Raw genomic sequence first — 26,891 nt, forward strand, 5'->3', positions numbered from 1 at the left:
CAAGGAGGAAGACTTGGCACTTAGACCCCACGCTACTCCTGCCATGGACATGGACCTGGGATTGGAATACGGCTATTGGTGGTTAGAATGGGGAGGTACATTGGATACGATCAAAGACAATGAACTCATCAGAGACGAATTATTGGCTATTTTACTCGGAGTTTGGGATCATGTGAAAAATGGAGGTGATCATGGCGCCGATAATTGGGCTTTAGAGTGGTGCGGCTTTCTTCCGGGAAAAAGGGAGAGTCGTAGGTTTATGGGGCAATATACCCTAAACCAAAATGATGTCCAAGAGGCCAAAACTTTTGAAGATGCCATAGCTTATGGTGGTTGGCATATCGATATCCATCCGCCCGAAGGAGTTGATGCGATCGATAAATCCCCTTGTATACACCATGATGTTCCTAATTTATACCAAATCCCCTTACGCACTACAATTAGTAAAAAGGTTGAAAACCTTATGTTTGCAGGAAGAAATATTTCTGCAAGTCATGTAGCTTTTGCCTCTACCAGAGTCATGGCCACTTGTGCTGTTGTTGGACAAGCTGTAGGAACGGCAGCTGCTATGGCAGTAAAAAGTAAAATAGCTCCTGGTAGCATTTTCTCCAACAAAAACCTTCTTTCTAGCATTCAACAGCAACTTTTAAAAGATGATGTTTTTATTCCCGGTTTGGTAAATAAGGATAAAAACGATTTGGCAAGAGTTGCACAGATCAAGACCAACTCCGAACAAGAAATTGGGAAAGCTATCAACATAATTAGTGGCCAGACTCGAAGTGTTCACGGGCATCGAGGAGTACGGCCTGAAATTGCCCAACCGGGCTCCCATCGATGGATGAGTAAGCCTGAAGACGGTATGCCGGTAACCATTGAATTATCTTGGCCCAAATCAAAAAACATACGTTCAATTCAGATAGTTTTTGACACGGGAGCGCACAGGATACTAACCTTCAGTTTGGCAGATGAGTATACACAGAAAATGCACTGGGGAAATCCTCAACCTGAAACTGTCAAAGACTATATTATCGATACTTATTTAAATGGTCAAAAGAAAGAAACCTTGTCCAAGGAAAACAACTATCAAAGACTATGTAAGCATAAGCTTCAAGGGCAACCTATTGACACAGTTAAGATCACAGTTTTGGCTACTCAGGGAATAGATCATGCACGAATCTTTGAAATTAGGGCTTATGAATAAATTAAATATTCATTTAAATGACTCAGAAGGTATTGAATGTACCTACCATATTCACCACTTAAATTAACCATTAAACCCCTCTTTTCAATGCTTAGAACTTGTACATTCCTGGCTTTTTTTGTTGTAACTTACTCTTTTTACCTGCTTATTCCCAGTCACATCTGAACGATTCATTTGAAGGTGCTGAGCTCTCCGATTGGAAAGGATTTGAGCGTTATGATTTTAATTTTCAGGGAAGGAAGGCCAGACTTATTAAGCCTAAAAAAGCACTTCCGGGGAAACCCTGGATTTGGCGGGCTAGATTTCCGGACTGGCATACTACTGCTGACAGTATCTTAGTGGCTGAAGGCTTTCACTTGGCTTATATCAATACAGATAATCTATATGGTAATAAAGTAGCCGTCAAAGTATGGGATGATTTCTATCAGCTATTGACTTCCGAACAAGACCTTCAAGACCAAGTATCTTTAATGGGGGTAAGCAGAGGAGGGCTATTCATTTACAATTGGGCAAAGGCCAATGTAGATAAAGTAGCTTGCATTTATGCTGAAGCACCGGTTCTGGATTTTAAAAGTTGGCCAGGGGGATTTGGAGAGGGCGAAGGTTCAGCAAAGGATTGGATCCGTTTAAAGGAAGTATATGGCTTTGCTTCAGATGAAGATGCAAAAAACTATACCGACAACCCTATTGAAAACCTTAATGAATTACCCTCTAAGAGGGTACCCATCCTCCATATGATAGGGCTTAAGGATCAAATTGTCCCTGTAGCGGAAAATACTTTGCCTTTTGTTGAGAAGTATATTAAATCTGGTGGCATCGCAACTGTAGTAACTTCAATAGATGGAGAACAAAATTTAAAAGGTCACCATTTTCCCATACAAACACCCCGATTGGTTGCAGACTTCATTAAGTACAATTCCATAAAAACCCATACTTTAGCTTCAGAAAATTACCATACAATAAATGGAGGTATTCACAATGCCTACAAAAAATTCACAAGCAATAAAACCGGCCGTGTTGCCTATTTAGGTGGCTCAATCACCCACAATAATGGCTGGCGTGACAGTATTAATAATTTTATACAGGAGCAGTTTCCCGAAGCCTCTATTGAATTAATAAATGCCGGCATACCTTCTATGGGTAGTACACCTTCAGCTTTTAGGCTTGATAGAGATGTATTATCTAAAGGTAAAATAGACCTACTATTCGTAGAAGCAGCTGTCAATGATTCAGGAAATAGAAGAACTTCTCAAGAACAAAAGCGTGCCATGGAAGGAATCATCAGACATGCCCGAAATTCCAATCCGGAAATGGATATCGTTGTAATGCATTTTGTGGATCCAGGAAAAATTGCCTCCTACAATCAGGGCTTGATCCCTGAAGTAATTGTAAACCATCAAGAAGTAGCAGATCATTATGCAATTCCTACCATTAATCTCGCTAAAGAGGTTACAGATAGAATTAATGCAGGAGAATTTTCTTGGGAGAAGGATTTCAAAAACCTTCACCCCTCCCCTTTTGGCCAAGGAATTTATGCCAATTCTATCATAACTTTCCTTACCAATAGTTTCACTAAAAGCAAGTTAATAAATGAGGAAACCGTCCATTATACCATCCCTGAAAAAATGGACCGATTTACCTATAGTTCAGGATTTCTTCTAGATGTAAAGGAAGCCAAAATAGCCAAAGGCTGGCATCATGACCCTGAGTGGAAACCTGCGGATAGTTTGAAAACAAGACCGAACTATGTCAACAAACCATTTTTGATTGGAAATGAAGGCGCCAAATCTTTAAAATTAAAATTTAATGGAACGGCTGTTGGAATAACTGTTGCATCAGGGCAGGATGCCGCCACCATTAGCTACAGGATAGACAAAGGAGAATGGATAAAACTAGACTTAGTTACACCGTGGAGCAATCAGTTGCACCTTCCTTGGTATTTTACTTTGGCTAGTGAATTAGAAAATGGGGACCATCTTTTGGAAATCAAGATCCCTGAAAGTCTTAACGAAGGTTCGCAAAATAAAACGTGTAGAATCAGGTATTTCTATGTAAATTCAGACCAAAAGTTTAAATAAAAACAACTTTATTTTAAGAGTTATAAGTTATCGCATTATTTTAACCCGAAAGGTGCAATAGACAATCTATCAGGTGGTGAAATCGCTTCAAAACCAGCCCTGATTTGTCTTGCGATTGCAACACTTCCTGTAAACACGGGAAAGGCTACACTCCTGACTTTAGTCAAGGGGGAGAAACCTAATTACATGATCCGGGTTTAATACAATTAATTCCACTAGATCAAATTAAAAAAAAATGAAACGGATACCCCTACTGCTAACGATTGGCTTATTTATTAACCTTTCCCATTTATATGCCCAAAAACAAACCAAAACTGAAAACATTTTTTTAATTACCGTGGATGGGCTCCGCTGGCAAGAAGTATTTAAAGGAGCTGACTCATTGTTTATTGATGATACAGGAATGGTGGAGAACACCGACAATCTATTGGCTAAATTTTGGGACAATGACCCAATTACACGAAGAAAGATGTTGATGCCTTTTTTTGGGAAACCTTAAGTTCAAAAGGACAATTGTATGGCAACAGAGCTTATGGAAATTTTGTTGAAAACAGCAATACCATGCTATTTTCCTACCCGGGGTACAACGAAGTACTAAGTGGGTTTGCCGATGATAAGAGGATCAATTCAAATTCAAAGGTAAATAATCCTAACACAACTTTATTGGAATACTTAAATCAAACAACCGGCTACCAAAACAAGGTATTGGCTTATGGTAGTTGGGATGTCTTTCCATATATTATTAATGAAGAAAGAAGTAAAGTCCCTGTCAATGCAGGTTTTGATTTGGCTGAAGGTGATAATCTAACAGACAAAGAATTAATGATCAACAGGCTTCAAAATGAAATTAGAGGTCCTTGGGAAGGAGTTAGACTGGATGCTTTTACTCACAACTTTGCCCTTGAAGGTATAAAAAAACACCAACCAAAGATCATTTACATTGCTTATGGGGAACCTGATGATTGGGCACATGACAACAAATATGATCAGTATTTGTATTCTATTCACCAGTTTGATGCTTACCTTAAAGAATTATGGGATTTTATTCAAAGTACTCCACAATACAAAGGTAAAACGACAATGATCATCACTACAGATCATGGTAGAGGAATAAATAAAAAGACATGGACCGGTCATGGATCCTCTATTCCTGAAGCAAAAGAAATATGGATGGCTGCCATTGGACCTGATACCCCTGCGAAAGGTGAGATAAAAAACAAAGGATTATGGCATTCTTCCATGATAGCCAAGACCATTTACAGTCTTTTAGGAATAGAGTACCCAGATGAAAAAGCCGGAGAAGTAATCACTGAAATGATCAAAGATTGAGTTGTTTCTAAGACAATGATTGATAAAAACATTAAGAAAAGTAATTCCTAAAATTTTAAAAGATGGACAAGCAACCCAAATATATACCGATTGATTGTTTATTCGTTGACAGATTACAAGATTGGGCCACCAGAAAAGAGGTAGTTAAAATTGTCTACAAAAATATAATAGATGAAGTAGTCACCGTCAATACTCGGATTACTGACATTTACACTAAAAACAAAGAGGAGTTTATTGTATTGGAAAATAAGGTGACTTTCCGGCTTGATCGGCTTATTAGCGTCAATGAACACAATGTATCAAGCTGTCGCATGGACTAATTACGTTTCATAGAATTCCGGTTATTGATAATAAAAAAACCGCTTACTCAGGAAACTTTTTACAGTTGATTACAGTAAAATATCTGTATAAATAAAATTCGTGACTAAGGATTTATTGGCACGAAATAAGCTATCAAATACTTGTCCAGTATTTCAATAAAAATGTATTAATGAAGCTTGTCTAATATACTTGGCTTCATCTGGAGGATTGTTAGGCTTTAAAATAAATATATGAAACTACTCTTCATTGTCAATCCCATCTCAGGGGATGTTGATAAAGAGCCTTTTCTTAAAAAGGCTTCAAAATTATGTCAAAAATATGGTATAACTATTGAAATTTTTAAAACAACCGGCAGTGATGATGAAAAAAAAGTAGGGAATACCATAAAGGCTTTTGCTCCGGACAGGGTTGCCTCTGTAGGGGGAGATGGAACGACCTTATTTTCGGCCATTGCTTTACTGGAAAGTAAAATTCCTATGGGAATTATTCCTTTGGGATCTGCCAATGGAATGGCAGTTGAATTAGGTGTGCAATCAAATCCCATGGAAGCATTAAAGGATTTGATCATGTCCTCCATGATCAAAGACTTGGATATTTTAAAGATTAACGATAAGCACTTTTCTATGCACCTTGGGGATGTGGGTATCAACGCAGAAATAGTAGCCTCATATGAACAAGACCCAAACCGAGGGATGGCCACATATGCAAAATATTTCATAGATGAATTGACCAAGAACGACCCCTTTGAAGTTGAGGTAGAGGCCAAGGGAAAAACCATCGTTGAAAAAGCGGTAATGGTTGGGATTTGCAATGCTAAGAAATATGGCACGGGGATTCCATTAAATATTGATGGGAACCCTATGGATGGCAAATTTGAAATAATTTTGGTTAAGGATCTCAATACTCAATTTTTAATCAATGCTGGGCTATCCAAATTCAACGATGTTTTCTATATGAAAGAAAACATCACCGCCATATGCACAGAACTGGCCGTATTGAAATTCAAAAAACCAAGGTTGCTACAGCTTGATGGTGAGGTTATCGGTAAATTTAAAGAAATAAAGGTAGAAATAATTAAAGGCGCCACGAAGCTTATCACTTCCACGGACAACCAATATGTAAAAGATTAACAAGAGATTTGGTTGGCATACCATCTTGCATATTGACCTACCTCATTCCGGAACCTTCTTAATATAGTCCTTTTAGGTGAATGATAAAACAGTAAGTCTCAAATTAGGAATAAGGATTAATCATTTCCTGAAAAATTAAATTCAAATCATGCATTAGAAAATATTTTTATCATTCTTATTTCAAATTAACATTCATCTACTTTCATTTTTTAATTACATCTCCTAACCAAGGGGAATGGATACTATAATTTTTCATAAAATCAAAGCTTAAAACAATTTTTGGTAGCATACCCGAAAATCTTGAAATATATTTTCTGTAAAAAAAAGTTAAAACGTTAAAAATTATAAAATATTTTTATAGGTTTGTTGATCTAAATGAAAAGTAATAGACATTTTATAAAGGATTCTGTTCAGACCCCCATGTTTGTAGGGGCTTCCTTAGCTTTATGCTTTTTAATGCTACTTTTCACCCCATTGGTGATTCAAGGGAGTTCTAATAATAATGATTCCGGGGATGCTAACCACCAAATCACTTATTTATCAGCGAATGATATTTTAAGTGATATACACTATTTTTTGCATTTACCTTCTGAAGGAGATTCTCCCGAAGAACAGGAAAATGAAAGCGAAAATGAATCCAATAAAACTTTAGACGAAGACAGTGAGCATTTTACTGTCAATGCTACTTTTTCTCAAAGCTGGGTTACAATTTGGAAAAAACATTATTTTCCCAATTGAACCTCTCAAATGATAACAGGTCAAGGATTTCACTTATCATTCTACACCACTCCTGGAAGAGTTTCCTCATTAATTTTTTAGATCAATAGTACCATCATTGGATCCACTCCGATGATTTTATTCAGCCTTGAATGCCAATAGGTTTTCCTATACGCATAGGGCTATTCATTCCAATTTTTATATTTAAAATCAACATCATTATGAAGAGGATATTGATTCTCATTTGTTTCCTAGCTATTCTAGGTAATACTGCTTGCGAGCATAAAAAAGAAGCTGAACATCCGGAATCCACCTATCGAATTACAAGTCCTATAAAAATGGATACAGTGGTTTTTCAGGAATATGTTAGTCAAGTTCACTCCATCCAACATATCGAGCTTAGAGCCCTTGAAAAAGGTTATTTACAAAAAGTGTTTGTAGATGAAGGACAATTCATAAAAAAAGGGCAATTAATGTTTCAGATAATGCCTTTAATTTATGAAGCAGAAAAGCAAAGGGCTGAAGCTGAAGCTGAATTTGCAGAAATAGAATTTAACAATACACAAAGTCTGGCAGACAGCAATATCGTTTCGTCCAATGAATTGGCAATGTCAAGGGCAAAATTGGCTAAAGCAACGGCCGAACTCAATTTGGCTAAGGCACATTTGGGTTTTACTGAAATCAGAGCTCCATTCGATGGAATAATGGGTAGATTTCATGTAAGGTTAGGTAGCCTTTTAGATGAGGGTGAATTATTGGCTACCTTATCTGACAACAGTAATATGTGGGTTTACTTCAACGTCCCGGAATCGGAATATTTGGATCTTGCCACCTCCACAGGTCTAGAAAACTTACCTGAGGTACAATTTAAAATGGCCAATAACAAAAACTTTGAATACACTGGTCATATTGAAACCATTGAAGCTGATTTTAACAATGAAACAGGGAATATAGCCTTCAGGGCTACATTTCCAAATGATAAAGGTTTGTTAAGACACGGTGAAACGGGGAATATATTGATGCCAATTACATTTAAAGACGCATTGATAATACCTCAAAAAGCTACCTTTGAAATATTGGATAAAAAATTCGTCTATATCGTGGATGAATCCAATACTTTAAGGTCAACCGAAATCACAGTAGCACATGAAATCCCTCATTTGTTTATTGTTAGCGAAGGGCTTAAACCAACGGACAAAGTCCTTATAGATGGTCTAAGAAAAGTCAAAAACAACCAGACAATAAAGCATGAATTTCTAGATCAAAGAGATATTTTAGCTGATTTAAACCTGCTTCATGCAGAGTAAATTTAACCTCTAAATTACTTTACACATGTTTAGCAAGTTTATACAGCGGCCGGTTTTAGCGATAGCTATCTCCTGGCCATCATATTCTTAGGAATATTAGCAATTGCAACAAGACCTATTTCACAATTTCCTGAAATAGCCCCTCCGAGGGTAAATATATTTATCGCTTATCCGGGGTCCAGCGCAGACGTATTGGTTAAATCTACCCTGATCCCTCTGGAAAGAGCGATCAATGGAGTAAAGGGAATGCAGTACATTATCTCCGATGCTACAAGTGCTGGGGAGGCTACCATTCAAATTATATTTGAGCCAGGTACAGACCCCAATGCAGCAGTAGTGAATGTAAAAACCCGAGTAGATCAGGTGATGAACAATCTCCCGCCTCTGGTGCAAAGAGAAGGGGTGATTATCACGCCTATTCAACCCAGTATGTTGATGTATGTCAACCTCTTCAGTACGGATAAAAAGGCAGATGAAAAATTCCTATATAACTATGCCAATGTTAACATACTTCCGGAGCTTCAAAGAATAAGTGGAATGGGAAGGGCTACTATCCTAGGTAGCCGTCAATATGCCATGAGGGTATGGCTAAAACCGGATAGAATGCGTGCCTACAATATTTCTACAGAGGAGGTTTTGGAGGCTATTGATGAGCAAAGTGTTATCGGTAGACCGGGTAGATTAGGACAGAGTTCCGGGAAAACCGCTCAGTCCATCGAATATGTACTGACTTATAAGGGTAGATTTAATTTACCTGAGGAATACGAAGATATCATTATACGGGCGAATCCGGAAGGAGAAATATTAATGCTTAAAGACATTGCTGAAGTAGAGTTAGGCAGTGAATTCTTTGATATTTATTCGAATAAAGATGGATATCCTGCTGCTTCAATGGTATTGAAGCAAAATTTTGGTAGTAATGCAAGTAAGGTAATTGATGATGTAAAAGTTAAATTGAAAGAACTCGAAAAGGACTTTCCTCCGGGCATGTCCTATGAGATAAATTATGATGTATCTACTTTTGTTGATGCTTCAATTGACAAGGTTTTACATACATTAGTCGAAGCTTTTATATTGGTGGCCTTAGTAGTATTTCTCTTCCTAGGAGATTTGAGATCCACCATCATACCGGCCATCGCTGTTCCTGTTTCATTGATTGGGGCCTTTGTTTTCATGCAAATATTTGGCTTAACGATTAACATGATCACCTTATTTGCACTGGTTTTGGCAATTGGGATTGTGGTAGATGATGCCATTGTGGTAGTGGAAGCCGTACATGCCAAGATGGAGGAAGAAAATCTAAGCCCTTTTAAAGCGGTAAAGAAAGTGCTTGGAGAAATTAGTGGAGCCATTATAGCCATTACTTTGGTGATGACCGCAGTATTTATTCCGGTTGCCTTTATGACCGGACCGGTTGGTGTATTTTACCGACAATTTTCCATTACCATGGCCAGTTCCATTGTTCTTTCCGGATTGGTGGCCTTGACATTGACACCTGTTTTGTGTGCCATGATCCTCAAAAATAATCATGGGAAGCCTAAAAGAAAATCTCCAATTGATCTTTTCTTGGATTGGTTCAATAGGAAATTTGATAAAGTAACTGATAAATATGAAGGTTTACTTAAGCTTATTGTCAACCGAAAAGTAATCACCTACAGTATTCTTTTGGCTTTTGGCTTGGGGATTTTTGTGGTCAACGAAGAGTTGCCTTCCGGTTTTATTCCCAATGAAGATCAGGGAATGATCTATGCGATTATTCAAACTCCTCCGGGTTCAACCTTAGAATTGACCAATGAGGTCTCTAGAAAATTGCAAGAGATTGCAGAAGAGATTGATGGTATCCAGTCTGTATCCTCTTTGGCAGGTTATGAAATCCTTACGGAAGGAAGGGGATCCAATGCAGGTACCTGCCTTATTAATCTTAAAAACTGGTCAGAAAGACACCATTCCGTTAAGGAAATTATTGAAGAGCTGGAGGAAGAAACCAAAGATTTAGGAGCTGTGATCGAGTATTTTGAACCACCAGCAGTTCCGGGATATGGAGCCTCCGATGGGTTTTCTTTAAGGATGATTGATAAAAACAGTACAGTCGATTACCAAGAGTTCGATCAGGTAAATCGTGATTTCATGGAAGCTTTGAATAAAAGGCCTGAATTAAGCGGCCTCTTTACCTTCTTTGCAGCCAACTACCCTCAATTTGAGTTAACAATCGACAATAAACTGGCCATGCAAAAAGGTGTTTCCATTGGTAAAGCCATGGAAAATCTTGACATACTGATTGGTAGTACCTATGAGCAAGGCTTTATTAGATTTGGAAATTTCTTTAAGGTCTATACGCAGTCAGCACCGGAATACAGAAAACTTCCTTCGGATATTATGAATTTATTCATCAAGAATGAAGAGGGAGAAATGGTGCCCTACTCTGCTTTTATGAAGATGGAGAAAAAGCAAGGACCCAATGAAATCACAAGGTTTAATCTCTACACTTCATCTTCCATCAAAGGAGTTCCTGCAAACGGGTATACAAGTGGGGATGCGATAGAGGCCATTCAGGAAGTGGCAGCGGCAACCCTCCCCAATGGTTACGACATTGCATGGGAAGGGCTTTCCTATGATGAATCAAGAAGAGGTAACGAAGCCATCTATATATTTATCGTTGTATTGATTTTTGTTTATTTGGTATTGGCAGCGCAATATGAAAGTTTCATTATTCCTCTAGCTGTTATTCTCTCCTTACCAATAGGTGTCTTTGGCTCTTTCCTAATGTTAAAATTTATGGGACTGGCCAACGACATTTATGCACAAATTGGCCTGATCATGCTGGTGGGACTTCTAGGTAAAAATGCGGTACTGATAGTTGAATTTGCCATTCAAAAGCATCAACAAGGTTCCACAATTTTAGAAGCTGCAATCATTGGTGCAAAGGTTAGGTTTCGACCAATTCTGATGACTTCTTTTGCCTTTATTGCAGGATTGATTCCGCTAGTCATTGCCACTGGAGCAGGAGCCATAGGTAACAGAACCATTGGTTCTTCTGCCATGGGAGGAATGTTATTCGGAACCTTGTTTGGCGTGGTCATCGTTCCCGGGCTGTATTATATTTTCGGCAGCTTGGCAGATGGCAAAACACTGATAAGAGATGAAGACGAAACACCACTTAGCGAGGATTATGTTAAAAGCCAATCCAATGCAAGCTTGATAAAAAAACTTAAGAAATTATTGTCGAAAAAAGAACTGAAAGATGGCCAATAAATTCATGAAAAATACGACAAGCCTGTTGTTTTGCATGCTCCTTTTATGGGGGTGTAAGACACCACAGGCCACCACGATAGATGAAAATAAGTCGGTTCCGGATAGTTTCAATTCTTCAACAGACACAACAAATAGTGCCTTAACCAATTGGAGAGAATTCTTTCCTGACCCGAACTTAATTGCTTTGATAGATACTGCCTTGGCCAATAATCAGGAGTTGAACATTCTATTGCAGGAAATAGCAGTAGATAACAATGAGATTTTGGCTCGAAAAGGTGAATACTTACCCTTTGTAAACATTGGTGCAGGTGCGGGACTTGAAAAGGACGGTGAATATACCCGTCATGGAGCTGTGGATGAAAGCCTAAATATTAGGGAAGGTCAGGCCATCCCAGAACCATTGCCTGATTTTATGGTGGGGGCTTTTGCTTCTTGGGAATTGGATGTTTGGAAGAAACTTCGCAATGGTAAAAAGGCGGCAGTAGCCCGGTATTTATCTAGTGTTGAGGGTAGGAATTTTATGGTCACCAATTTAATTGCTGAAATTTCTAATGCATATTATGAATTAATGGCTTTAGATAATCAGCTGGAAATAATCCAGAGAAATATCGCCATTCAACGAAATGCACTTCGAATCATTGAACAACAGAAACAGGCTGCTCAGGAAACACAGCTTGCCGTCAATAGATTTGCTGCCCAATTGCTCAATACAGAAAACCTGCAATACGATATCAAACAGAAGATTGTTGAAACTGAAAATTGGTTGAATTTTCTGGTGGGTCGCTTTCCGCAACCGATCGTCAGAAGTTCATCAGAATTCAATGACATTACTATAAACGATGTTCAATCAGGAATACCTTCTCAGTTATTGACCAATAGACCGGATATAAAACAAGCGGAATTGGCTTTAGAGGCGGCCAAATTGGATGTAAGTATCGCTAGGGCTAATTTCTATCCATCATTCAGCATTGAAGCAGGTGTTGGTTTCGGGTCATTTAACCCCAAATATCTCCTCAATCCACAGTCCATCCTGTACAATCTTGGTGGGGATCTTATGGCCCCCTTGGTCAATAGAAATGCCATAAAGGCAACTTATAACAGTGCCAATGCTAGGCAGTTACAAGCTGTTTATAACTATGAACAAACCATATTACAAGCCTATATAGAAGTAGCCAATCAGCTTTCGCAGATAGTAAATTCTAGTGCCAGTTATACAACCAAAGCCAAGGAGGTTGATTTACTTAATCAATCAATCACCATTTCTAATAGCTTGTTCCGCTCTGCGAGAGCAGATTATATGGAGGTATTGCTTACCCAAAGGGAGGCCTTGGAATCCAGAATGGAACTTATTGAAATAAAACTAAGCCAGATGAATGCCAAAGTAAATGTTTACAAAGCATTAGGAGGTGGCTGGAATTAAGATTGATAGGGCTTATTTAAAATTTTTATTCCTCAATTATTAATTAATGCTTATAAGTAAAAGCCACTTGAATGTTCAAGTGGCTTTTCTTTTGTTAGGCTATTCAATCAAGAGCGAAATTACCTTTCTTGATTGGTGATGCAAGTCAAAATTGCATTGGCTCATTAAACCCGAAATATGCAATAGACAATCTATTACGTGCTGAAATCGCTTTAAAATCAGCCACTTCGTTGCTGTTTTCAATTTCACCATAGCCCTGCTATGCTAAAATCTCCAAACAGACTGATTTTCTTGCGATTGCAACACTCATCACGAATCCTTTTGCATAATCTGGGTTAAACATGGACCTGAAACCTTTAATTGTTACCAAGGTTTTCCGGAGTTTTGAAGTAACCACATTTTAGCATAAGGATGATCTTTACTTTGCCCGGCCGGGATATATTCAGTGTTTTCCAGTGAGGATAGGGCTTCTTCATAATTTACTAGGTAATTTGGGTCTAAATTTGGCGAGGGATACATGTATCGAACCGGAATAGCAGCACCAAATTGAGTGACCGGTCCAGCCTCAAGTACCGGATATCCGGTGCGTCTCCAGTCAAACCACGCCTGTGGGTTTTGCCAGTTTGCCAACCATTTCTGTTCCATGATCCTTTGTTCTTTGTTATCCCCGGAAGCAAATGAAACTGAAGCTTGTTCATAATATGTGTCAAAATTAAAACTTCCGGGATTTGAGAGTATGCCATATTTTTCCATTGATGCTTTGATTCCATCTTTGTAATGCATCTCAGGGTCACTGACACTAAACCCTCCCATTTGGGCGGCCTCAGCCATTAAAAACTTTACCTCACTATATGTAATTAAATTCATACTTACATATTCATCTTGATTTTTACGGTAACGCTCATGTAGGTATGAAATATAGGGGCTTCTCTCGGGATGGTACCCTTCTTCATCATTCCCTTTATTGAATGCCATGGCTTCCACTATGGGCAAACCTACAGGCAGCCCCACATATAAATTGGTATTCACATCAAGTCCCTCAGGTGCCGGTTTAAACCGAACTGTATATGATTCCCCCAAAATATTGGTGACTACCGAGTCCTTTTCTACCATCACCTCTTCGTCCCACTTGTATTGAACAGGCATCATCCACCGATATAATCTGGGATCATTTAAACCTATAAGTTTATCTACAATAGTTTGTGCCGGCTTTAGCAATAAGTTGGGGTTAGGACTATTTAGCGGACCTCCCGGAGCTGCATTATTTTCATCAGTCCCTAGAAAATCGACTTTTGCCTCATCCGCATTGTCAGTAAAAGTAAATTGAACAGCTTCATCAAATTCATTTACCAAATCAATTCCTAAAGCAGTCATTTCTGACTTTTTACTAATCAAACGCATGCTGTAACGCATTCGCAAAGCATTGGCAAATTTTCTCCATTTCTGGGAATCTCCTCCATACAAAATATCTGATGAAGAATTTACTAAATCCTTGGCAGGGTCAAGGTTTTGAAGCAAGGCATCAGCCTCTTTCAAATCGATCATAATCCCTTTGTAAACCTCTTCTTGCCGATCATAATTTGGAAAGAAAACATCATTATTCGCCTGCAAGGCATTTGAGTAGGGAATATCACCATATAAATCACTCATCAGCCCAAAATGAAAAGACCGCATAATCAAGGCTATCCCTTTAAAGAATTGATTATCTTCTTCAATCGCATTCTCGTATATTACTTGATTATTTCTAAGGATATCAAAATAGCTATTCCAAGACTCATGACCCCAACCGTAATAATTGACAACTACTGCTCCTTCATTGGTACCACGTTGTACATACTGCATGGCTCCTGCAATTTTAGAATTCTCATACCCTAAATTATGGTAGGTCTTAGCTGTATTTGATAATACGTAAGTAAGAATATAATTTGAGGAAACTTGCTCAGGACTATTGGGATTTATGTTGACCTCAGTTAAGTCTTCACATGCCCAAAATGAAGCTATTAATCCAATAGAAAATATATTTTTTAATAGATTTTTCATGACTTTCATTAAGTTAAAATTCTGCATTTACTTTCAATCCTAAAGAACCTGTCCATGGCATAACATTGTAATATTCTACTCCCTGAATCCATCGGTTTCCTGTTTGTCTGAAAGCCCTTTCCGGATCTATACCGTTTCCTGCTTCTGTCCATACAAATAGATTATTTCCTACTACTGAGACGGACGCATTTCGCAAGCTTACTTTATCTAATAGCTTATTGGGTAAGCGATAAGTAAAAGCGACTTCTCTTAACTTGACATAAGTGGCACTGTATAAGTTTCGGTCTGGGAAAGGTCGGTTGGCATATCGATAAGCTTGAAAAGGGTTTAACCATTGGGTAGTTTCACCTCCTAAGTTTTCTATGTAAACAATATTGCCTTCAGCATCCCTACTTTCTCGCACCCCTACATTAAAACTGGCATCTTGCTCTCTATAACCTGCCTCTTCTCCAGTCCATGGCAAACCTCCGTAAGCAGCATTTCGCCCCCTATCCAATTGCCAAAATAGGCTTCAGGATTTTCTTTGATTTGATCTTCAATGGGCCTATTAGGGTCATAGGGCATTCCGGAAAGGGTTTCTTCTAACATTCCATTATTACCTAAAAACATCATGGTATTAGAGTAAAACTCTCCCCTTGTCTCCAATCTATATTAGCATAAAAACTTAGGTTTTTATAGCTTAAAGTAGGCTGAAACGACACCATTAGGTCATGGTTAAAATTCCCAATCTTGACCAGGTTATTTACATCTTGATCTGCTTGATACAAGCCACTTCCGGTAAGTACAGGATATCCAAAATAGGGCGATTCAGTATCTTTCACAGTAAGCACCGGACGCATATATATGTCTCCTATATCTCCACCGACATAAGTTCTTAGCTCGGCTCCACTATAAGAAGTGAAATTATAATAAGTTATGCCTTCTGCGAGTTCTTTGATGCTTGTCCTATTTCTAGAAAGATTGACATTCAAGTCCCACCTAAAATCACCGGAAATAATTGGTGTAGTACTTAGTCCTAATTCAAAGCCTCGACTTTCTACCAAACCGGCGTTTATTAACTTGCTACTAGCTCCTGATTCTATGGGAAGATCTATTGGTAATACTTGGTTTTTATTTCCTCGGACATAATAGGTAGCGTCAATTCCCAGCCTATTATTAAAAAGGGAAATATCAAAACCTGCTTCTGAGGAAGTAGATATTTCAGGTTTCAATGAAGTATTTCGTAATAACCCTCCCATGTACATACTTTTCGCAGTACCCCAATCCAAGGCTGTATTGAAGGTAGGGATTAAACTATAGGGAGCCACATCATTTCCTACCTGAGCTATCCCTGCACGAAATTTAAATAAATCTACAAAAGAAGGCATGTCAACCATCTCAGAAATGATGGCACTTAATGAAGCTGAGGGGTAAAAGTAAGATCGGTTTTCAATCGGTAAAGTACTTGACCAATCATTCCTTGCAGTAATATCCAAATAAAGTTTATCTCGAAACCCTGTAGAAACAGATCCATATATTCCATAGATTACTTTCCAGAATTGTTGGCTATCATAAGAAACTGTACCGGGTGCTCCATTAGAAATGGTATACAACATAGGAATGACCAACTGCCCTGCATTATTATCCATGAAGCCATACTTTTGCTCCATTCTGTTCGCTCCTGCCAATGCTGTAATGTTCCAGTCTTCATTAAAAACCTTTTGATAATTCAACATAAAATCCAAATTGCTCTCCTTGTTAGTATTGTTTCTTATGTGATACCCTCCATTAATTTGATCATAATTATTGTAGGCAATAATTGCCTCTTGTTGTTCATCATATGAATCTCTCGCATAACGAAGCATCATGCTAAGGTTATTGGTGACATCATAATCTAGCTGTAGCTTACTGACTGTCCTGTTTCTATCAAAACCGGTGGGGTTTTCATTAACCACGAAATATGGATTGTTTTGCTTTTCTTTATATTTTCTTTGAAGGATTCCTTCGGACCCCGGCACCCAGTACTGCTGAAGGTCAAGAATATTTACTTGGGCACCTGTTTCATATAAGCTCCTTACCGGAGAAGTTCTTCCACCATCAATTATGGGGCGATTATCTGAACCTGATTCTGTAATATTAATGGTTGCAGTTGCTCTTAGCCTATCTGTAATATGGTAACTGGTATTAAGTCCTATGGTGAGTCTTGAAAAATCTGTATTGGGGATAATTCCGGTGTTAGCCATATTCCCCACAGACAACCGAAAACTACCTTTGTCATAATCTCCATTGATTGCCACATTATTGGTATTGGTATAACCGGTCTGAAAGAAATCTTTAAACCGATTTGGGTAAGACACCAGAGGTGCGGGTTCCCCATTGCTGTTCCATTGAACCCATTCTTCTCCAACATCCAGTTCCGGCCCCCAACTTTCGTTCTCACTTTCCTCAAAAACATGCGCTCCGCTCTTTCCGGAAGCAAATTCATTTTGAATGGGAATGTATTTAAATGGAAAGTCCACCACCACCGATGAATTAACTGCAACACCAATTCCTTTTCTTCCGGAACCGGATTTTGTTGTGATCAATACTACACCATTGCCGGCTCTTGAACCATATAAAGCGGCTGCACTAGGCCCTTTTAGGATTGACACATTTTCTATATCATTGGGATTAATGTCTGAGATAGGATTTCCCATATCTGCTCCGCCAAAACCATTGTTCAGCTTATTAGCAACAGGAACCCCATCAATCACAAATAATGGCTGGTTGTCATTGTTTAATGAATTGGCTCCTCGAATAATTATATTCACAGATGAACCGGCCGTACCATCCATTTGGGAAATTTGTACTCCGGCAACCTTTCCTGCCATGGCATTCAGTACATTATTTTGCGGTGTCTCTGTCAGGTCTCTTCCTTCCACATTTCCTACCGAATACCCTAAAGATTGCTTCTCTCTTTTCACTCCCAAAGCAGTAACCACAGCCTCTTGGAGTGATTTCATATCTTCCTGCATCGTGATATCCACAATTTCCCGGTTCCCTATTGCCACCTCTTGCGTTTCAAAGCCAATAAAGGAAAATACCAAAATTGCATTTTCACCTTCAAACTCAAGAAAATATTCACCATTTTGATCAGTAACAGTGCCTATTGCAGTACCTTTTAATAGCACAGTTACACCTGGAAGACCCAGGCCATCAATTTCAGAAACAACTTTTCCTCTAACACTTTGTACTACATCAGCAATTGATATACTTTCTGAAATCCCATTGCTGCCATTGGGCTTCATTGATATTAAGCCATTATTTTGAGCAACAAACTTGGACAAAACAGGGGTACCTGTACCGGACTGTCTGTTTTTTGCTATTATCACATAAGATCCCCCTCTCTGTTTTATGAATGACAATTGGTTAGAGCTAAGGAGTTTGTCGAGATTCCTCTCCAAACCTCCCTGCCAGTCTATACTTCCCAAGTCTACATTAATGTTTTGGATCATTCTGTCAGCAAATAAAATATCTGCTTTATAATAAGCCTTAAGCTTATCAAGCGCTTCAGCCAAGGCCACACTGTTTTGAGCCTCTGCTTTCGGTATTTCTGCCAACTGCCGAGAATTTAAGTTGTGGGCTTTGGCATCTGCAATCGGAACATGGTGCATAAAAATGCACAGTGCCCCAATCAAAAGTGAAAAGTGTAATTTTTTTTTCATGTCAGATTCAGGGTTTTAATTATTAATATTGAGTGCTGCTTTCATTATTGTATTGTTCAAAATATTGGTTAACCATCTCTTTTTTAATCAACTAAAACAACTTATGAGGGATCATTTTCAGCGTTTTGAAAGACATTGAGAACCTACTTGGAATCATAAAATCTAAAAATATTCTCTCCTGCTTCTATAGATACTCCTAAAACCTGAGCTACCGCAGTAGCAAATTCCTCGGCATTTTCTGAGCGAAAGGAACCGGAAACTGTTAAACGCTTAAGTGAGTCTTCGAGAATTTCCACCTCGACACCATAATTATCCTTAATTAGGTCCGATATCTCAGCCAAACTTGTCTGATTAAAAACGTATCGGTATTCCTTCCAGGAAGCGAATTCTTCAGCTGCCCTTACTTCCTTCAATTGCAAATCGCCATCAGGTTCCATGCGGGCTTTCTCTCCCGGTTTCATCATCACAGTTTCCCGACCTGAAGTATTGTGTTTTATCAGCTCAATTTTCCCTGATTTTAAATGTACTTCAGTATTTTGACGACGGTTGTAAACAGTAAATTCCGTACCGTGAACCACCACATCTAGACCATTCTTGGTTTGGACAATGAATTGATTGATGGGATCATGGGCAACATCAAAAGACGCTTCACCAGATAATTCCACTTGCCTTTGGTCAGAGAAATAGGGAAACCTAGCAGTTTTTAATTGGCTATTGGCATTTAAATAAACCACTGTGCCATCATTTAAAGCCAAAGTTGATAACTCTCCATAGCCTGTACGGTAAGTTTTCACCCATACAAAGTCCAGTGCCCCGGAAAAAAATAGACCAATCAATACAATTGAGGCAACCATACAGAGTTTATGTGCCGGCAGGTTAAACCTTATCTGCTGAGGAAAATTTTCTATTTTGTGAGGCTCACCATGATCTATTCTTTTATTAAAATCCAAAAATGCCTGCTCCACATTAGCCATGTATTGTAGGTTTTGTCTCTCCCATTCTTCCAAACAAGAATAAAACAATTCCTTATTTCTTGTGGATTCATTGATCCAATCATCAATCCACTTTTTTTGGATTACGGAGACTGATCCATTGAAGTATTTAATTAATAATTCCTTTATGGTTTCTATATCATGCATTATAATTCGAGTTATTGGTTAGGTAAAGGCGGGGAATTTGAAAGTTCAATTAAAAAGTTGGGTAAACGTTATTAGCCAAAGCAGCCATTTATCCCTTAGCAACTGGCGAATGGTAATTTTAGAACGATAAAGTTGTGTTTCTACAGTTCTGATCGAAAGCCCAATTTCTGTAGAAATTTCTTTCATTGTTTTCCCTTCAAATTGGAACAATAGGTAAATTTTCCTTCGCTGACCGGGAAGGGTTTCAATGGCTTTTTCAAAATCTTGGTAAAGCTCTTCGTATTCCGTAATGCTATCCGGCTCATAAGTTTCAGGAATCCTGGGCTCTGTAGCGAGACTCAACTCTCCCTTTCGTGCCAAATCATGCTTTAGATAATTATAACCTCGATTTCTTACCGACTGGAATAAATAGGAGCGAATGGAAGTGTTTACCTTCAAATAAAGCTTTTGATCATAAAAATGAACCAAAAGGTCGGAAACCAAATCTTGTGCAACTTCTTTTGACCCAACAAAACGAACTGCATGCGAACAAAGTGGTTGGTAATAGCGTTGAAAAATCATTCCCATTCCTTTTTTGGGATCTTCTTTAAGGGCATGACTAATTAACTGTTCATCATTCATCATTTCAGTTGAATGGGAAACCTTCGCTTCTTCTAAACTGATCGATGAAAGGAGCCTTTTACTACTTATAGAAATTTTGGGTTCTGGCATTATGTTCGATGGTTTATATATTGCCCTTCACTTATTAAGACAATTAACTACCCCTTCACTACTTACAAAGTAAAAAAATATTATTCGCTATTTGATTAATATTAACCAATGCAAACCTATTCATAAGACAATTACCTTATTGTTAATTTATGATTAAATAATTTTCTTGGAATTTTATACCTGTGACACAATTGATTTTTCGTACTATTAGGCTTTATGAATCCCCCATAATTGAAAAAATTTTTCATATGTAAAAGTAGGTTTAATCATAAATGAGTATTAACCTATCTCCAGTGAGCATGATAAAATAAATAGTATTAGAAACTTAAGGAAATGCACATTAATACCTAGGTTTAAACCTTTCCCCAGGGTTTCTATTAAATAGTTTTCACTAAAACCTTCCTTTTCCTGTTATGAAACCCGCATTGATTCGTCATATAAGTACAAGATGAAAACGAAAGAATTTAAAGAAAGGGTAATTTCAATGTCTGACCGCTTGTACCCGATGGTCTCACGAATGTTAGGTAATGCTGCCAATGCAGAGGATGCCATACAAGAGATAATGATCAAGTTATGGGAGCGTCGAAGACAAATTAAAAACCATCCCAATCTTCCAGCATTTATTTTCTTGACGGCAAGGAATTATTGCTTGGACGTGATTAAAAAGAAAAAACCTCCGGAAGATCAATATGATGCAAAAACCCAGTTACTGGCTTCGGAGCCTGAACATGATTCTTATGAATGGCAGGAGCTTAAGCGCAATATAGCGGAGGTATTGGAAGAACTTCCTGAACAACAAAAGGAAGTCATGATCATGAGAGATTTAGACGGCATGGAATTTATTGAAATTGCTGAATTGACAAAATTAAGAGTGGACCATATTAGGGTTCTTTTGTCCAGAGCGAGGCAACAAGTGGCGAAAGAACTCCAAAAAACATACAGCTATGGAAAAGGGGATATTTAAAGAATTGATGAAAAAGTATGCTGCTGGACACAGTACACTTGAAGAAGAAGCATTTTTAATCAAAAATTCAACTGATAAAAAGTCATTAGAAACACTATGGCTAAGATATGTAAATGGGAAAAAGAAAATTCCAGCAGCAGATCTAAATGCTAAAGTTTTGGAAGCCATTAATAAAAAAGAAAAAAGAGCCAAAGCCGAAAGCTTGTAGCTGGGTTTATGTCCATTGCTGCATCCCTTTTACTTTTACTGATTTTTTAGACCTGAACCGATTCCAGAAACCAAAAGCCTGGCAGAAAAAGAGGCATTACTAAAAAAGGCTTTGGCAATGTTTGATAATAACAGCATAAATAAAAAGAATAAAAAAGTGCTTTATGAAGATGATTTGATCATCATTTATTCTTCTAAATAAATAAGTAAAATTTAACCTTTATAACAATTAACAATGAAACACATACTATTAGTAATCGGAATAGCTCTAATCCCATTTTCTAGTATCTTGGCTCAGGAAACGAATGAAGCTGTCAAAAAGAAACTTGAAGTCACAATTAAAGAAAATGACAATCCTGATGTCTACATTGACGGAATTAAATACAATCATGCTATAATTGATCTTTTGGATAAAGAAAAAATAGCAAGCATTAGTGTCCTAAAAGATGAAAAGGCCTTAGAAAGGTATAATGCGCCCAATGGTGTCATTTTGATTGAAACCAAATCAAAAAAAGAGGATCAAGTTAAAATAAGATCCAAAGATGGATGGAATAATGAGGACCAACCGTTAATCATCATTGATGGAAACATAGCAAATAAAGGAGATCTTGAAAAACTTAAACCTGTGGACATAGGCTCCATAGATGTTTATAAAGGGGAAAATGCTATAAAAAAGTACAATTCACCGAATGGGGCGATAATAGTAAATACAAAGGGAGCTAAGTAGGAGTAATACCGGTTTCAAAGCAGAAAATCGAGTACTTTTAGTAAGTGAGGCTTTCCTTAACACCATTTCTCCATTGTAATCATTAAAGTAGGCCGTAATGGTCTGCTTTATTTTTTTGCATTAATCATTTTAAAATTGTTGAAACAAAGAATTCAATTTTGTGTTCTATTGATAATTTTTTTTTAGACGAATAGTGTTTTATTCTCTACCCTAAGTCAGTTTCAGATGTTAAGTGTAGCCAAAGCGCCATTGATCTTGAAAAAAATACTAATTTGGAATCTGTATGGGATTTATCTCAAGTACTTAATTAACCTGCTGATATTATTTCTTATTCGAACTTGAAGAGAAATAGTTTCGTTGTCAGCTAAATGGCTTGTGAAAACACCCATCATAAGTACCTATAAATTTTGAAGTAAAAGTATAATGAAGCCAAAGCAAATTTTTATCGCCTCCTCAATAGTTGCCCTCTTATGTATTCCGGCAATCTATTTCTTCATGCCCTCAATTCTATGGATTTTATGGATAGTTGTACCCATAATGGCAATTGGATTGGTTGACATCTTACAAACCAAACATACCATCAGGAGAAATTTTCCGGTTATTGGAAATTTCCGGTACCTTTGGAGGATATTCGACCTGAAATCATGCAGTACTTTGTGGAAACAGATACAGAAGGAAGGCCTATCAACCGAATATACAGGTCACTGATTTACCAGAGAGCAAAAAGGTCAATGACACCACCCCTTTTGGCACCCAAATGGATGTGTATGCCACCGGATATGAATGGATGGATCATTCCATTTATGCCAATAACCATGCAGATGTGCATCATGAATCCAGGGTTTTAGTAGGAGGAGAAGCTTGTTTAAAACCTTACTCAGCAAGTATTCTGAATATTTCTGCGATGAGTTTTGGTTCCTTAAGCAAAAACGCTGTTTTGGCGATGAATACCGGAGCAAAAATTGGGGCTTCGCGCATAATACCGGAGAAGGAGGAATTAGCCCCTATCACTTGGAACCCGGTGGCGATTTAATTTGGCAAATTGGAACCGGGTATTTTGGCTGCAGGACTGAAGCTGGGAATTTTAGTGAAGAAAAATTTCAAAAAAATGCTACCCTTGATAATGTCAAAATGATAGAGATAAAAATTTCTCAAGGGGCCAAACCTGGACATGGAGGCATTCTTCCAGCTGCCAAAAATACGGAAGAAATTGCTGCCATCAGGCATGTAAAACCACACACCGATGTACATTCTCCACCCAAACATACTGCTTTTGAAGATGCTGAAGGATTGATGCACTTCATCCAAAAATTGAGGGATCTATCCGGAGGAAAACCCGTTGGGTTTAAAATTTGTATTGGTAAAAAAAGCGAATTTATAGGGTTATGTGAGGCCATGGTGAATTTGGGCATCAAACCGGATTTTATTACCATTGATGGTGGTGAAGGTGGGACCGGCGCCGCTCCTATTGAGTTTTCAAATTCCTTGGGTATGCCTTTAAAGGATGGGCTTTCCTTTGCAATAGATACCCTCAGGGGCTATGGATTAAAGAAAGACATTAGAGTAATAGCTTCAGGGAAAGTGTTAAGTGGTTTTGATATTGCTAGGTCAGTAGCCTTAGGAGCAGATATGGTCAATAGTGCCCGAGCCATGATGATTGCTACCGGCTGTATCCAAGCCTTGGAATGCAATATCAATACCTGCCCAACCGGAGTGGCCACTCAGGACAAAAGCTTAATGAAGGGTTTGGTAGTAAAGGACAAAGCCCAAAGAGTGGCCAATTTTCACGAAGAGACGGTAAAAAGTTTCATTGAATTAATTGCAGCATCCGGAATACGCAAAACTGAAAAACTCAATAGAGAGCATATCAACCGGAGAATCGGAATGAATCAGGTTTTAAAATACAATGAAATATATCCGGATATACCTGAAGGTGCCTATTTAAAAAATAGGAACAATGGGGTAAAAGAGAAAATGATTGAGAAATAATAAGCGATTTTCACAGTTGCTTTTTATTTGAATTAGACAGAAAATAGTTAGTAATTGATGATCAAATTAAATCCTTATTATGCAAACAATCATAGGTTCAGGTGGTGCCATAGGTACAGAATTAGCTAAAGCTTTGCTAGCTTACACTCAACAAATAAGACTTGTCAGCAGAAATCCGAAAAAAAAATGATACAGATGAAATATTTTCTGCAGACGTCTTAGACAGCAATACCTTAAAAAAGCAATTCATGGATCTTCCATTGTATACGTTACAGTAGGGTTTACCTACAGTCATCAACAATGGGCTAATAAATGGATACCTTTTGTTAAAGACCTTATAAATATTTGCTCAGAGAATAACTGTAAGCTGGTGTTTTTTGACAACGTCTATATGTACGACCCCAATTTTCTCAATGGAATGACCGAGGAAACGCAGGTAAACCCATCAAGCAAGAAAGGGGTCATCAGGGCGGAAATTGCAAAAATGATTCTAGACGCGATAGCTGCAAAAAAATTAAAGGCTCTTATAGCCAGATCGGCTGATTTCTATGGTCCTTCAATATCCAATAATAGTCTTCTTACTGAAACTGTTTTCAATCCCCTAAGTCGTGGAAAAAAGCAAATTGGCTGGTGAGTGATCGTTTTTTGCACTCCTTCACTTATACTATTGATGCAGCTGTCGCCACAGCATTACTAGGCAACACAGAAGCGGCCTATGGAGAGGTTTGGCATTTACCAACTGCCTCAGCTCCTTATACAGGCAAACAGTGGGTAGAACATATTGCAAAAGGATTAGGCACTAAACCAAAAATCCAACTGGCACCAAAATTCCTCATCAAGATTATGGGGATATTTAACCCCATAATGCGTGAATCTGTAGAAATGCTTTATCAATATGACAGAGATTATGTATTTGACAGCAGTAAATTTGAAAAAGCTTTTGATTTTACGCCCACACCCTATGAATTGGGTATAAATTATATTATTGAAACTGATTATAAGCAAGTTAAAAACCAATAGCCAAGTCTACCTCAACTGATCAAATCTACAAAATGGAGTTTTTAAGCAATAACTTCCAAAGTTAAATTTTTACCTTTTGGCATTATCTCAAAATTTTATATACAGCTTAATTTTGACGGTTACAATAATTTGAACCTACAAATAAGTCCCACCGTAAACTATGCAATGGAATTATTTGAAAGAGATATTGATCCTGAAAAGAACCTACTTCCGTTTGATGGAATAGTAAATTATTATGGGAAAATTTTCGGACACGAGCAGGCTAATAATTTTATGTCTATTTTGATGCAAACCATTGAATGGAAAAACGATGAAGCGATTATTTTTGGTAAAAAAATCATCACTAAAAGGAAAGTGGCCTGGTATGGGTCGGAAGCCTTTGAATACACCTATTCTAAAACCACAAAATTAGCATTGCCATGGACACCAGCCTTACTTGAATTAAAAGGTACCATAGAAAAGATTACGGGAGAAACTTTCAATTCCTGTCTTCTAAACCTTTACCACAATGGCAATGAAGGAATGGCCTGGCACAGTGATGGAGAAAATGACTTGAAAAAAATGGAACAATTGCTTCATTGAGCTTTGGAGAAGAAAGGAAGTTTTCTTTTAAGCACAAGGAGACTAAAATTAAAAAAGAGTTAATTTTAGAAAATGGAAGCTTGTTATTAATGAAGGAGAATACCCAAACAAATTGGCTTCATCGCTTACCCCTTCAAAAAAATTATAAATCCAAGAATTAACCTGACTTTTAGAACAATAGTAAAATAAAGCCCGATTAATCAAAATCAATAAGCCAAACATGAAGATTTTCCCCTCAAAAATAGGTCTTGAATTGGTCATCCCCATTGGTCTTTTATTTCTCGGAATTTCTTATAAAATGTATCTTGACGAAATTTGGTTGGGTTTAGGTGTTATGCTTTTGACCAGCATCTTCTTAGGCTATCTATTTACTTCCATAAAATATGGTATTGATACAAGCGACCTGCATATTTATGGGTGTTTTGGTACACATAAAAAAATTCCAATTAAGGAAATTATTAAAATCTCTGAAACCAATAATCCCATAAGTTCAGCAGCTGCGTCCATGGATCGATTGGAAATACATTATAATAAGTACGATAGTGTACTTGTCTCTCCCAAAGACAAAAAGAATTTCTCGCAAGGTTGCTAAAGCAAAATGATCAAATTAACATTAATTTCTAGAAAAAATAATTAACAAATACCCATTATAAAAATCGAATGAATTGGATCCTTTTAATCATTGCAGGTCTATTTGAGGTTGCTTTTGCTTCCTGTTTGAGTATGGCAAAGGCCTCTTCTGGTAAGGAAATGTATGGCTGGTATGGTGCCTTTTTACTTTGTTTAACCATAAGTATGGCGTTATTGATCCGCGCTACACAAAGTTTACCGATCGGAACAGCTTATGCAGTTTGGACAGGTATTGGGGCTGTTGGGACGGTTTTGGTTGGGATATTTTTCTTTAAAGAACCGGCTCATTTCTGGCGATTGTTTTTCATTTTCATGCTGATAGGCTCCATAATTGGTTTGAAGGCTGTTTCGCATTAAACATTAATTGAAGATTTAAGCTCTTTGCCGATTGGGATAAGCTTCCGACTTTATAAGTAAGGGCCATCCAATAATTTAAAACTAAAC

The 26,891-nt window shown here is 37.8% G+C and carries 25 protein-coding genes and 1 pseudogene; 21 read left to right on the forward strand and 5 right to left on the reverse strand.

The window, feature by feature from the left end; translation table 11 throughout:
- The first annotated feature begins 13 nt into the window (after positions 1-13).
- From WG932_RS09695 to WG932_RS09740, 10 genes and pseudogenes are all read left to right on the forward strand, one after another.
- Positions 14-1,201: an FAD-dependent oxidoreductase gene (locus WG932_RS09695; protein WP_483087778.1), complete on the forward strand. Its 1,188-nt coding sequence runs from the start codon at positions 14-16 to the stop codon at positions 1,199-1,201.
- A gap of 98 nt (positions 1,202-1,299) precedes the next feature.
- Entirely contained in the window at positions 1,300-3,279 is a 1,980-nt protein-coding gene (locus WG932_RS09700; RefSeq protein WP_483087779.1) for an SGNH/GDSL hydrolase family protein, read from the forward strand.
- A gap of 235 nt (positions 3,280-3,514) precedes the next feature.
- A complete protein-coding gene (locus WG932_RS09705; protein ID WP_483087780.1) occupies positions 3,515-3,778 on the forward strand; it encodes a hypothetical protein in 264 nt (87 codons plus the stop codon).
- Between the two features lie 14 nt (positions 3,779-3,792).
- Positions 3,793-4,608, forward strand: a complete 816-nt coding sequence (locus WG932_RS09710) for a sulfatase-like hydrolase/transferase (protein ID WP_483087781.1) — start codon at positions 3,793-3,795, stop codon at positions 4,606-4,608.
- Positions 4,609-4,670: 62 nt separating this feature from the next.
- Positions 4,671-4,928, forward strand: coding sequence for a hypothetical protein (locus WG932_RS09715; RefSeq protein WP_014022977.1), 258 nt, complete (start codon positions 4,671-4,673; stop codon positions 4,926-4,928).
- Between the two features lie 231 nt (positions 4,929-5,159).
- Positions 5,160-6,059: a diacylglycerol/lipid kinase family protein gene (locus WG932_RS09720; RefSeq protein WP_483087782.1), complete on the forward strand. Its 900-nt coding sequence runs from the start codon at positions 5,160-5,162 to the stop codon at positions 6,057-6,059.
- A gap of 375 nt (positions 6,060-6,434) precedes the next feature.
- Complete coding sequence (locus WG932_RS09725) at positions 6,435-6,797, forward strand: hypothetical protein (protein ID WP_483087783.1); 363 nt, start codon at positions 6,435-6,437, stop codon at positions 6,795-6,797.
- A 200-nt stretch (positions 6,798-6,997) separates the two neighbouring features.
- Positions 6,998-8,083 (forward strand): efflux RND transporter periplasmic adaptor subunit, encoded by a 1,086-nt coding sequence (locus WG932_RS09730; protein ID WP_483087784.1) that lies wholly within the window; start codon positions 6,998-7,000, stop codon positions 8,081-8,083.
- 25 nt (positions 8,084-8,108) lie between these two features.
- Positions 8,109-11,335 (forward strand): annotated as a pseudogene (locus tag WG932_RS09735) (efflux RND transporter permease subunit).
- 4 nt (positions 11,336-11,339) lie between these two features.
- Positions 11,340-12,755: a TolC family protein gene (locus WG932_RS09740; protein ID WP_149394568.1), complete on the forward strand. Its 1,416-nt coding sequence runs from the start codon at positions 11,340-11,342 to the stop codon at positions 12,753-12,755.
- A gap of 363 nt (positions 12,756-13,118) precedes the next feature.
- On the opposite strand, the gene WG932_RS09745 is transcribed toward WG932_RS09740, so the two are convergent.
- The 5 genes from WG932_RS09745 to WG932_RS09765 form a co-directional block, all read right to left on the reverse strand.
- Positions 13,119-14,795, reverse strand: coding sequence for a SusD/RagB family nutrient-binding outer membrane lipoprotein (locus WG932_RS09745; protein ID WP_339677031.1), 1,677 nt, complete (start codon positions 14,793-14,795; stop codon positions 13,119-13,121).
- 13 nt (positions 14,796-14,808) lie between these two features.
- Complete coding sequence (locus WG932_RS09750) at positions 14,809-15,291, reverse strand: hypothetical protein (protein ID WP_483087785.1); 483 nt, start codon at positions 15,289-15,291, stop codon at positions 14,809-14,811.
- A 112-nt stretch (positions 15,292-15,403) separates the two neighbouring features.
- Positions 15,404-18,478, reverse strand: a complete 3,075-nt coding sequence (locus WG932_RS09755; protein ID WP_483087786.1) for a SusC/RagA family TonB-linked outer membrane protein — start codon at positions 18,476-18,478, stop codon at positions 15,404-15,406.
- Positions 18,479-18,621: 143 nt separating this feature from the next.
- On the reverse strand, positions 18,622-19,617 hold the full coding sequence (locus tag WG932_RS09760; RefSeq protein ID WP_483087787.1) for a FecR family protein: 996 nt from the start codon (positions 19,615-19,617) through the stop codon (positions 18,622-18,624).
- A 45-nt stretch (positions 19,618-19,662) separates the two neighbouring features.
- Positions 19,663-20,328 carry an RNA polymerase sigma factor gene (locus WG932_RS09765; RefSeq protein WP_014022987.1) on the reverse strand — a complete coding sequence of 222 codons (666 nt, stop codon included), beginning with the start codon at positions 20,326-20,328 and terminating at the stop codon, positions 19,663-19,665.
- Between the two features lie 448 nt (positions 20,329-20,776).
- Between WG932_RS09765 and WG932_RS09770 the strand changes: the two genes are divergently transcribed.
- The 11 genes from WG932_RS09770 (at position 20,777) to WG932_RS09820 (ending at position 26,804) form a co-directional block, all read left to right on the forward strand.
- Positions 20,777-21,292 (forward strand): RNA polymerase sigma factor, encoded by a 516-nt coding sequence (locus tag WG932_RS09770; protein ID WP_483087788.1) that lies wholly within the window; start codon positions 20,777-20,779, stop codon positions 21,290-21,292.
- Positions 21,273-21,500, forward strand: coding sequence for a hypothetical protein (locus WG932_RS09775; protein WP_483087789.1), 228 nt, complete (start codon positions 21,273-21,275; stop codon positions 21,498-21,500). The genes WG932_RS09770 and WG932_RS09775 overlap by 20 nt, the downstream gene beginning before the upstream one ends.
- A gap of 234 nt (positions 21,501-21,734) precedes the next feature.
- Entirely contained in the window at positions 21,735-22,226 is a 492-nt protein-coding gene (locus WG932_RS09780; protein WP_014022991.1) for a SusC/RagA family TonB-linked outer membrane protein, read from the forward strand.
- Between the two features lie 757 nt (positions 22,227-22,983).
- Positions 22,984-23,259, forward strand: coding sequence for a hypothetical protein (locus tag WG932_RS09785; RefSeq protein WP_483087790.1), 276 nt, complete (start codon positions 22,984-22,986; stop codon positions 23,257-23,259).
- Positions 23,238-24,215, forward strand: a complete 978-nt coding sequence (locus WG932_RS09790) for a glutamate synthase-related protein (RefSeq protein WP_483087791.1) — start codon at positions 23,238-23,240, stop codon at positions 24,213-24,215. The genes WG932_RS09785 and WG932_RS09790 overlap by 22 nt, the downstream gene beginning before the upstream one ends.
- A 391-nt stretch (positions 24,216-24,606) precedes the next feature.
- A complete protein-coding gene (locus tag WG932_RS09795) occupies positions 24,607-24,849 on the forward strand; it encodes a hypothetical protein (protein ID WP_483087792.1) in 243 nt (80 codons plus the stop codon).
- On the forward strand, positions 24,846-25,235 hold the full coding sequence (locus WG932_RS09800; RefSeq protein WP_483087793.1) for a Rossmann-fold NAD(P)-binding domain-containing protein: 390 nt from the start codon (positions 24,846-24,848) through the stop codon (positions 25,233-25,235). The genes WG932_RS09795 and WG932_RS09800 overlap by 4 nt, the downstream gene beginning before the upstream one ends.
- A 165-nt stretch (positions 25,236-25,400) precedes the next feature.
- Complete coding sequence (locus WG932_RS09805) at positions 25,401-25,817, forward strand: alpha-ketoglutarate-dependent dioxygenase AlkB family protein (RefSeq protein WP_483087794.1); 417 nt, start codon at positions 25,401-25,403, stop codon at positions 25,815-25,817.
- Positions 25,814-25,978: a hypothetical protein gene (locus tag WG932_RS09810; protein WP_483087795.1), complete on the forward strand. Its 165-nt coding sequence runs from the start codon at positions 25,814-25,816 to the stop codon at positions 25,976-25,978. The genes WG932_RS09805 and WG932_RS09810 overlap by 4 nt, the downstream gene beginning before the upstream one ends.
- 59 nt (positions 25,979-26,037) lie before the next feature.
- Positions 26,038-26,409, forward strand: coding sequence for a PH domain-containing protein (locus WG932_RS09815; protein WP_483087796.1), 372 nt, complete (start codon positions 26,038-26,040; stop codon positions 26,407-26,409).
- A 68-nt stretch (positions 26,410-26,477) separates the two neighbouring features.
- Positions 26,478-26,804: a DMT family transporter gene (locus WG932_RS09820; protein ID WP_014022996.1), complete on the forward strand. Its 327-nt coding sequence runs from the start codon at positions 26,478-26,480 to the stop codon at positions 26,802-26,804.
- Positions 26,805-26,891: the final 87 nt, after the last annotated feature.

It is taken from the genome of Cyclobacterium sp. SOCE241 (assembly GCF_056867545.1).

Bases quoted from the DNA above. Each gene is read 5' to 3' on its own strand.
- WG932_RS09705 (WP_483087780.1), top strand. From the start codon at position 3,515: ATGAAACGGATACCCCTACTGCTAACGATTGGCTTATTTATTAACCTT.
- WG932_RS09715 (WP_014022977.1), top strand. From the start codon at position 4,671: ATGGACAAGCAACCCAAATATATACCGATTGATTGTTTATTCGTTGAC.
- WG932_RS09720 (WP_483087782.1), top strand. From the start codon at position 5,160: ATGAAACTACTCTTCATTGTCAATCCCATCTCAGGGGATGTTGATAAA.
- WG932_RS09725 (WP_483087783.1), top strand. From the start codon at position 6,435: ATGAAAAGTAATAGACATTTTATAAAGGATTCTGTTCAGACCCCCATG.
- WG932_RS09730 (WP_483087784.1), top strand. From the start codon at position 6,998: ATGAAGAGGATATTGATTCTCATTTGTTTCCTAGCTATTCTAGGTAAT.
- WG932_RS09740 (WP_149394568.1), top strand. From the start codon at position 11,340: ATGAAAAATACGACAAGCCTGTTGTTTTGCATGCTCCTTTTATGGGGG.
- WG932_RS09745 (WP_339677031.1), bottom strand. From the start codon at position 14,795: ATGAAAAATCTATTAAAAAATATATTTTCTATTGGATTAATAGCTTCA.
- WG932_RS09755 (WP_483087786.1), bottom strand. From the start codon at position 18,478: ATGAAAAAAAAATTACACTTTTCACTTTTGATTGGGGCACTGTGCATT.
- WG932_RS09760 (WP_483087787.1), bottom strand. From the start codon at position 19,617: ATGCATGATATAGAAACCATAAAGGAATTATTAATTAAATACTTCAAT.
- WG932_RS09765 (WP_014022987.1), bottom strand. From the start codon at position 20,328: ATGCCAGAACCCAAAATTTCTATAAGTAGTAAAAGGCTCCTTTCATCG.
- WG932_RS09770 (WP_483087788.1), top strand. From the start codon at position 20,777: ATGAAAACGAAAGAATTTAAAGAAAGGGTAATTTCAATGTCTGACCGC.
- WG932_RS09775 (WP_483087789.1), top strand. From the start codon at position 21,273: ATGGAAAAGGGGATATTTAAAGAATTGATGAAAAAGTATGCTGCTGGA.
- WG932_RS09780 (WP_014022991.1), top strand. From the start codon at position 21,735: ATGAAACACATACTATTAGTAATCGGAATAGCTCTAATCCCATTTTCT.
- WG932_RS09785 (WP_483087790.1), top strand. From the start codon at position 22,984: ATGGATGTGTATGCCACCGGATATGAATGGATGGATCATTCCATTTAT.
- WG932_RS09795 (WP_483087792.1), top strand. From the start codon at position 24,607: ATGTACGACCCCAATTTTCTCAATGGAATGACCGAGGAAACGCAGGTA.
- WG932_RS09805 (WP_483087794.1), top strand. From the start codon at position 25,401: ATGGAATTATTTGAAAGAGATATTGATCCTGAAAAGAACCTACTTCCG.
- WG932_RS09815 (WP_483087796.1), top strand. From the start codon at position 26,038: ATGAAGATTTTCCCCTCAAAAATAGGTCTTGAATTGGTCATCCCCATT.
- WG932_RS09820 (WP_014022996.1), top strand. From the start codon at position 26,478: ATGAATTGGATCCTTTTAATCATTGCAGGTCTATTTGAGGTTGCTTTT.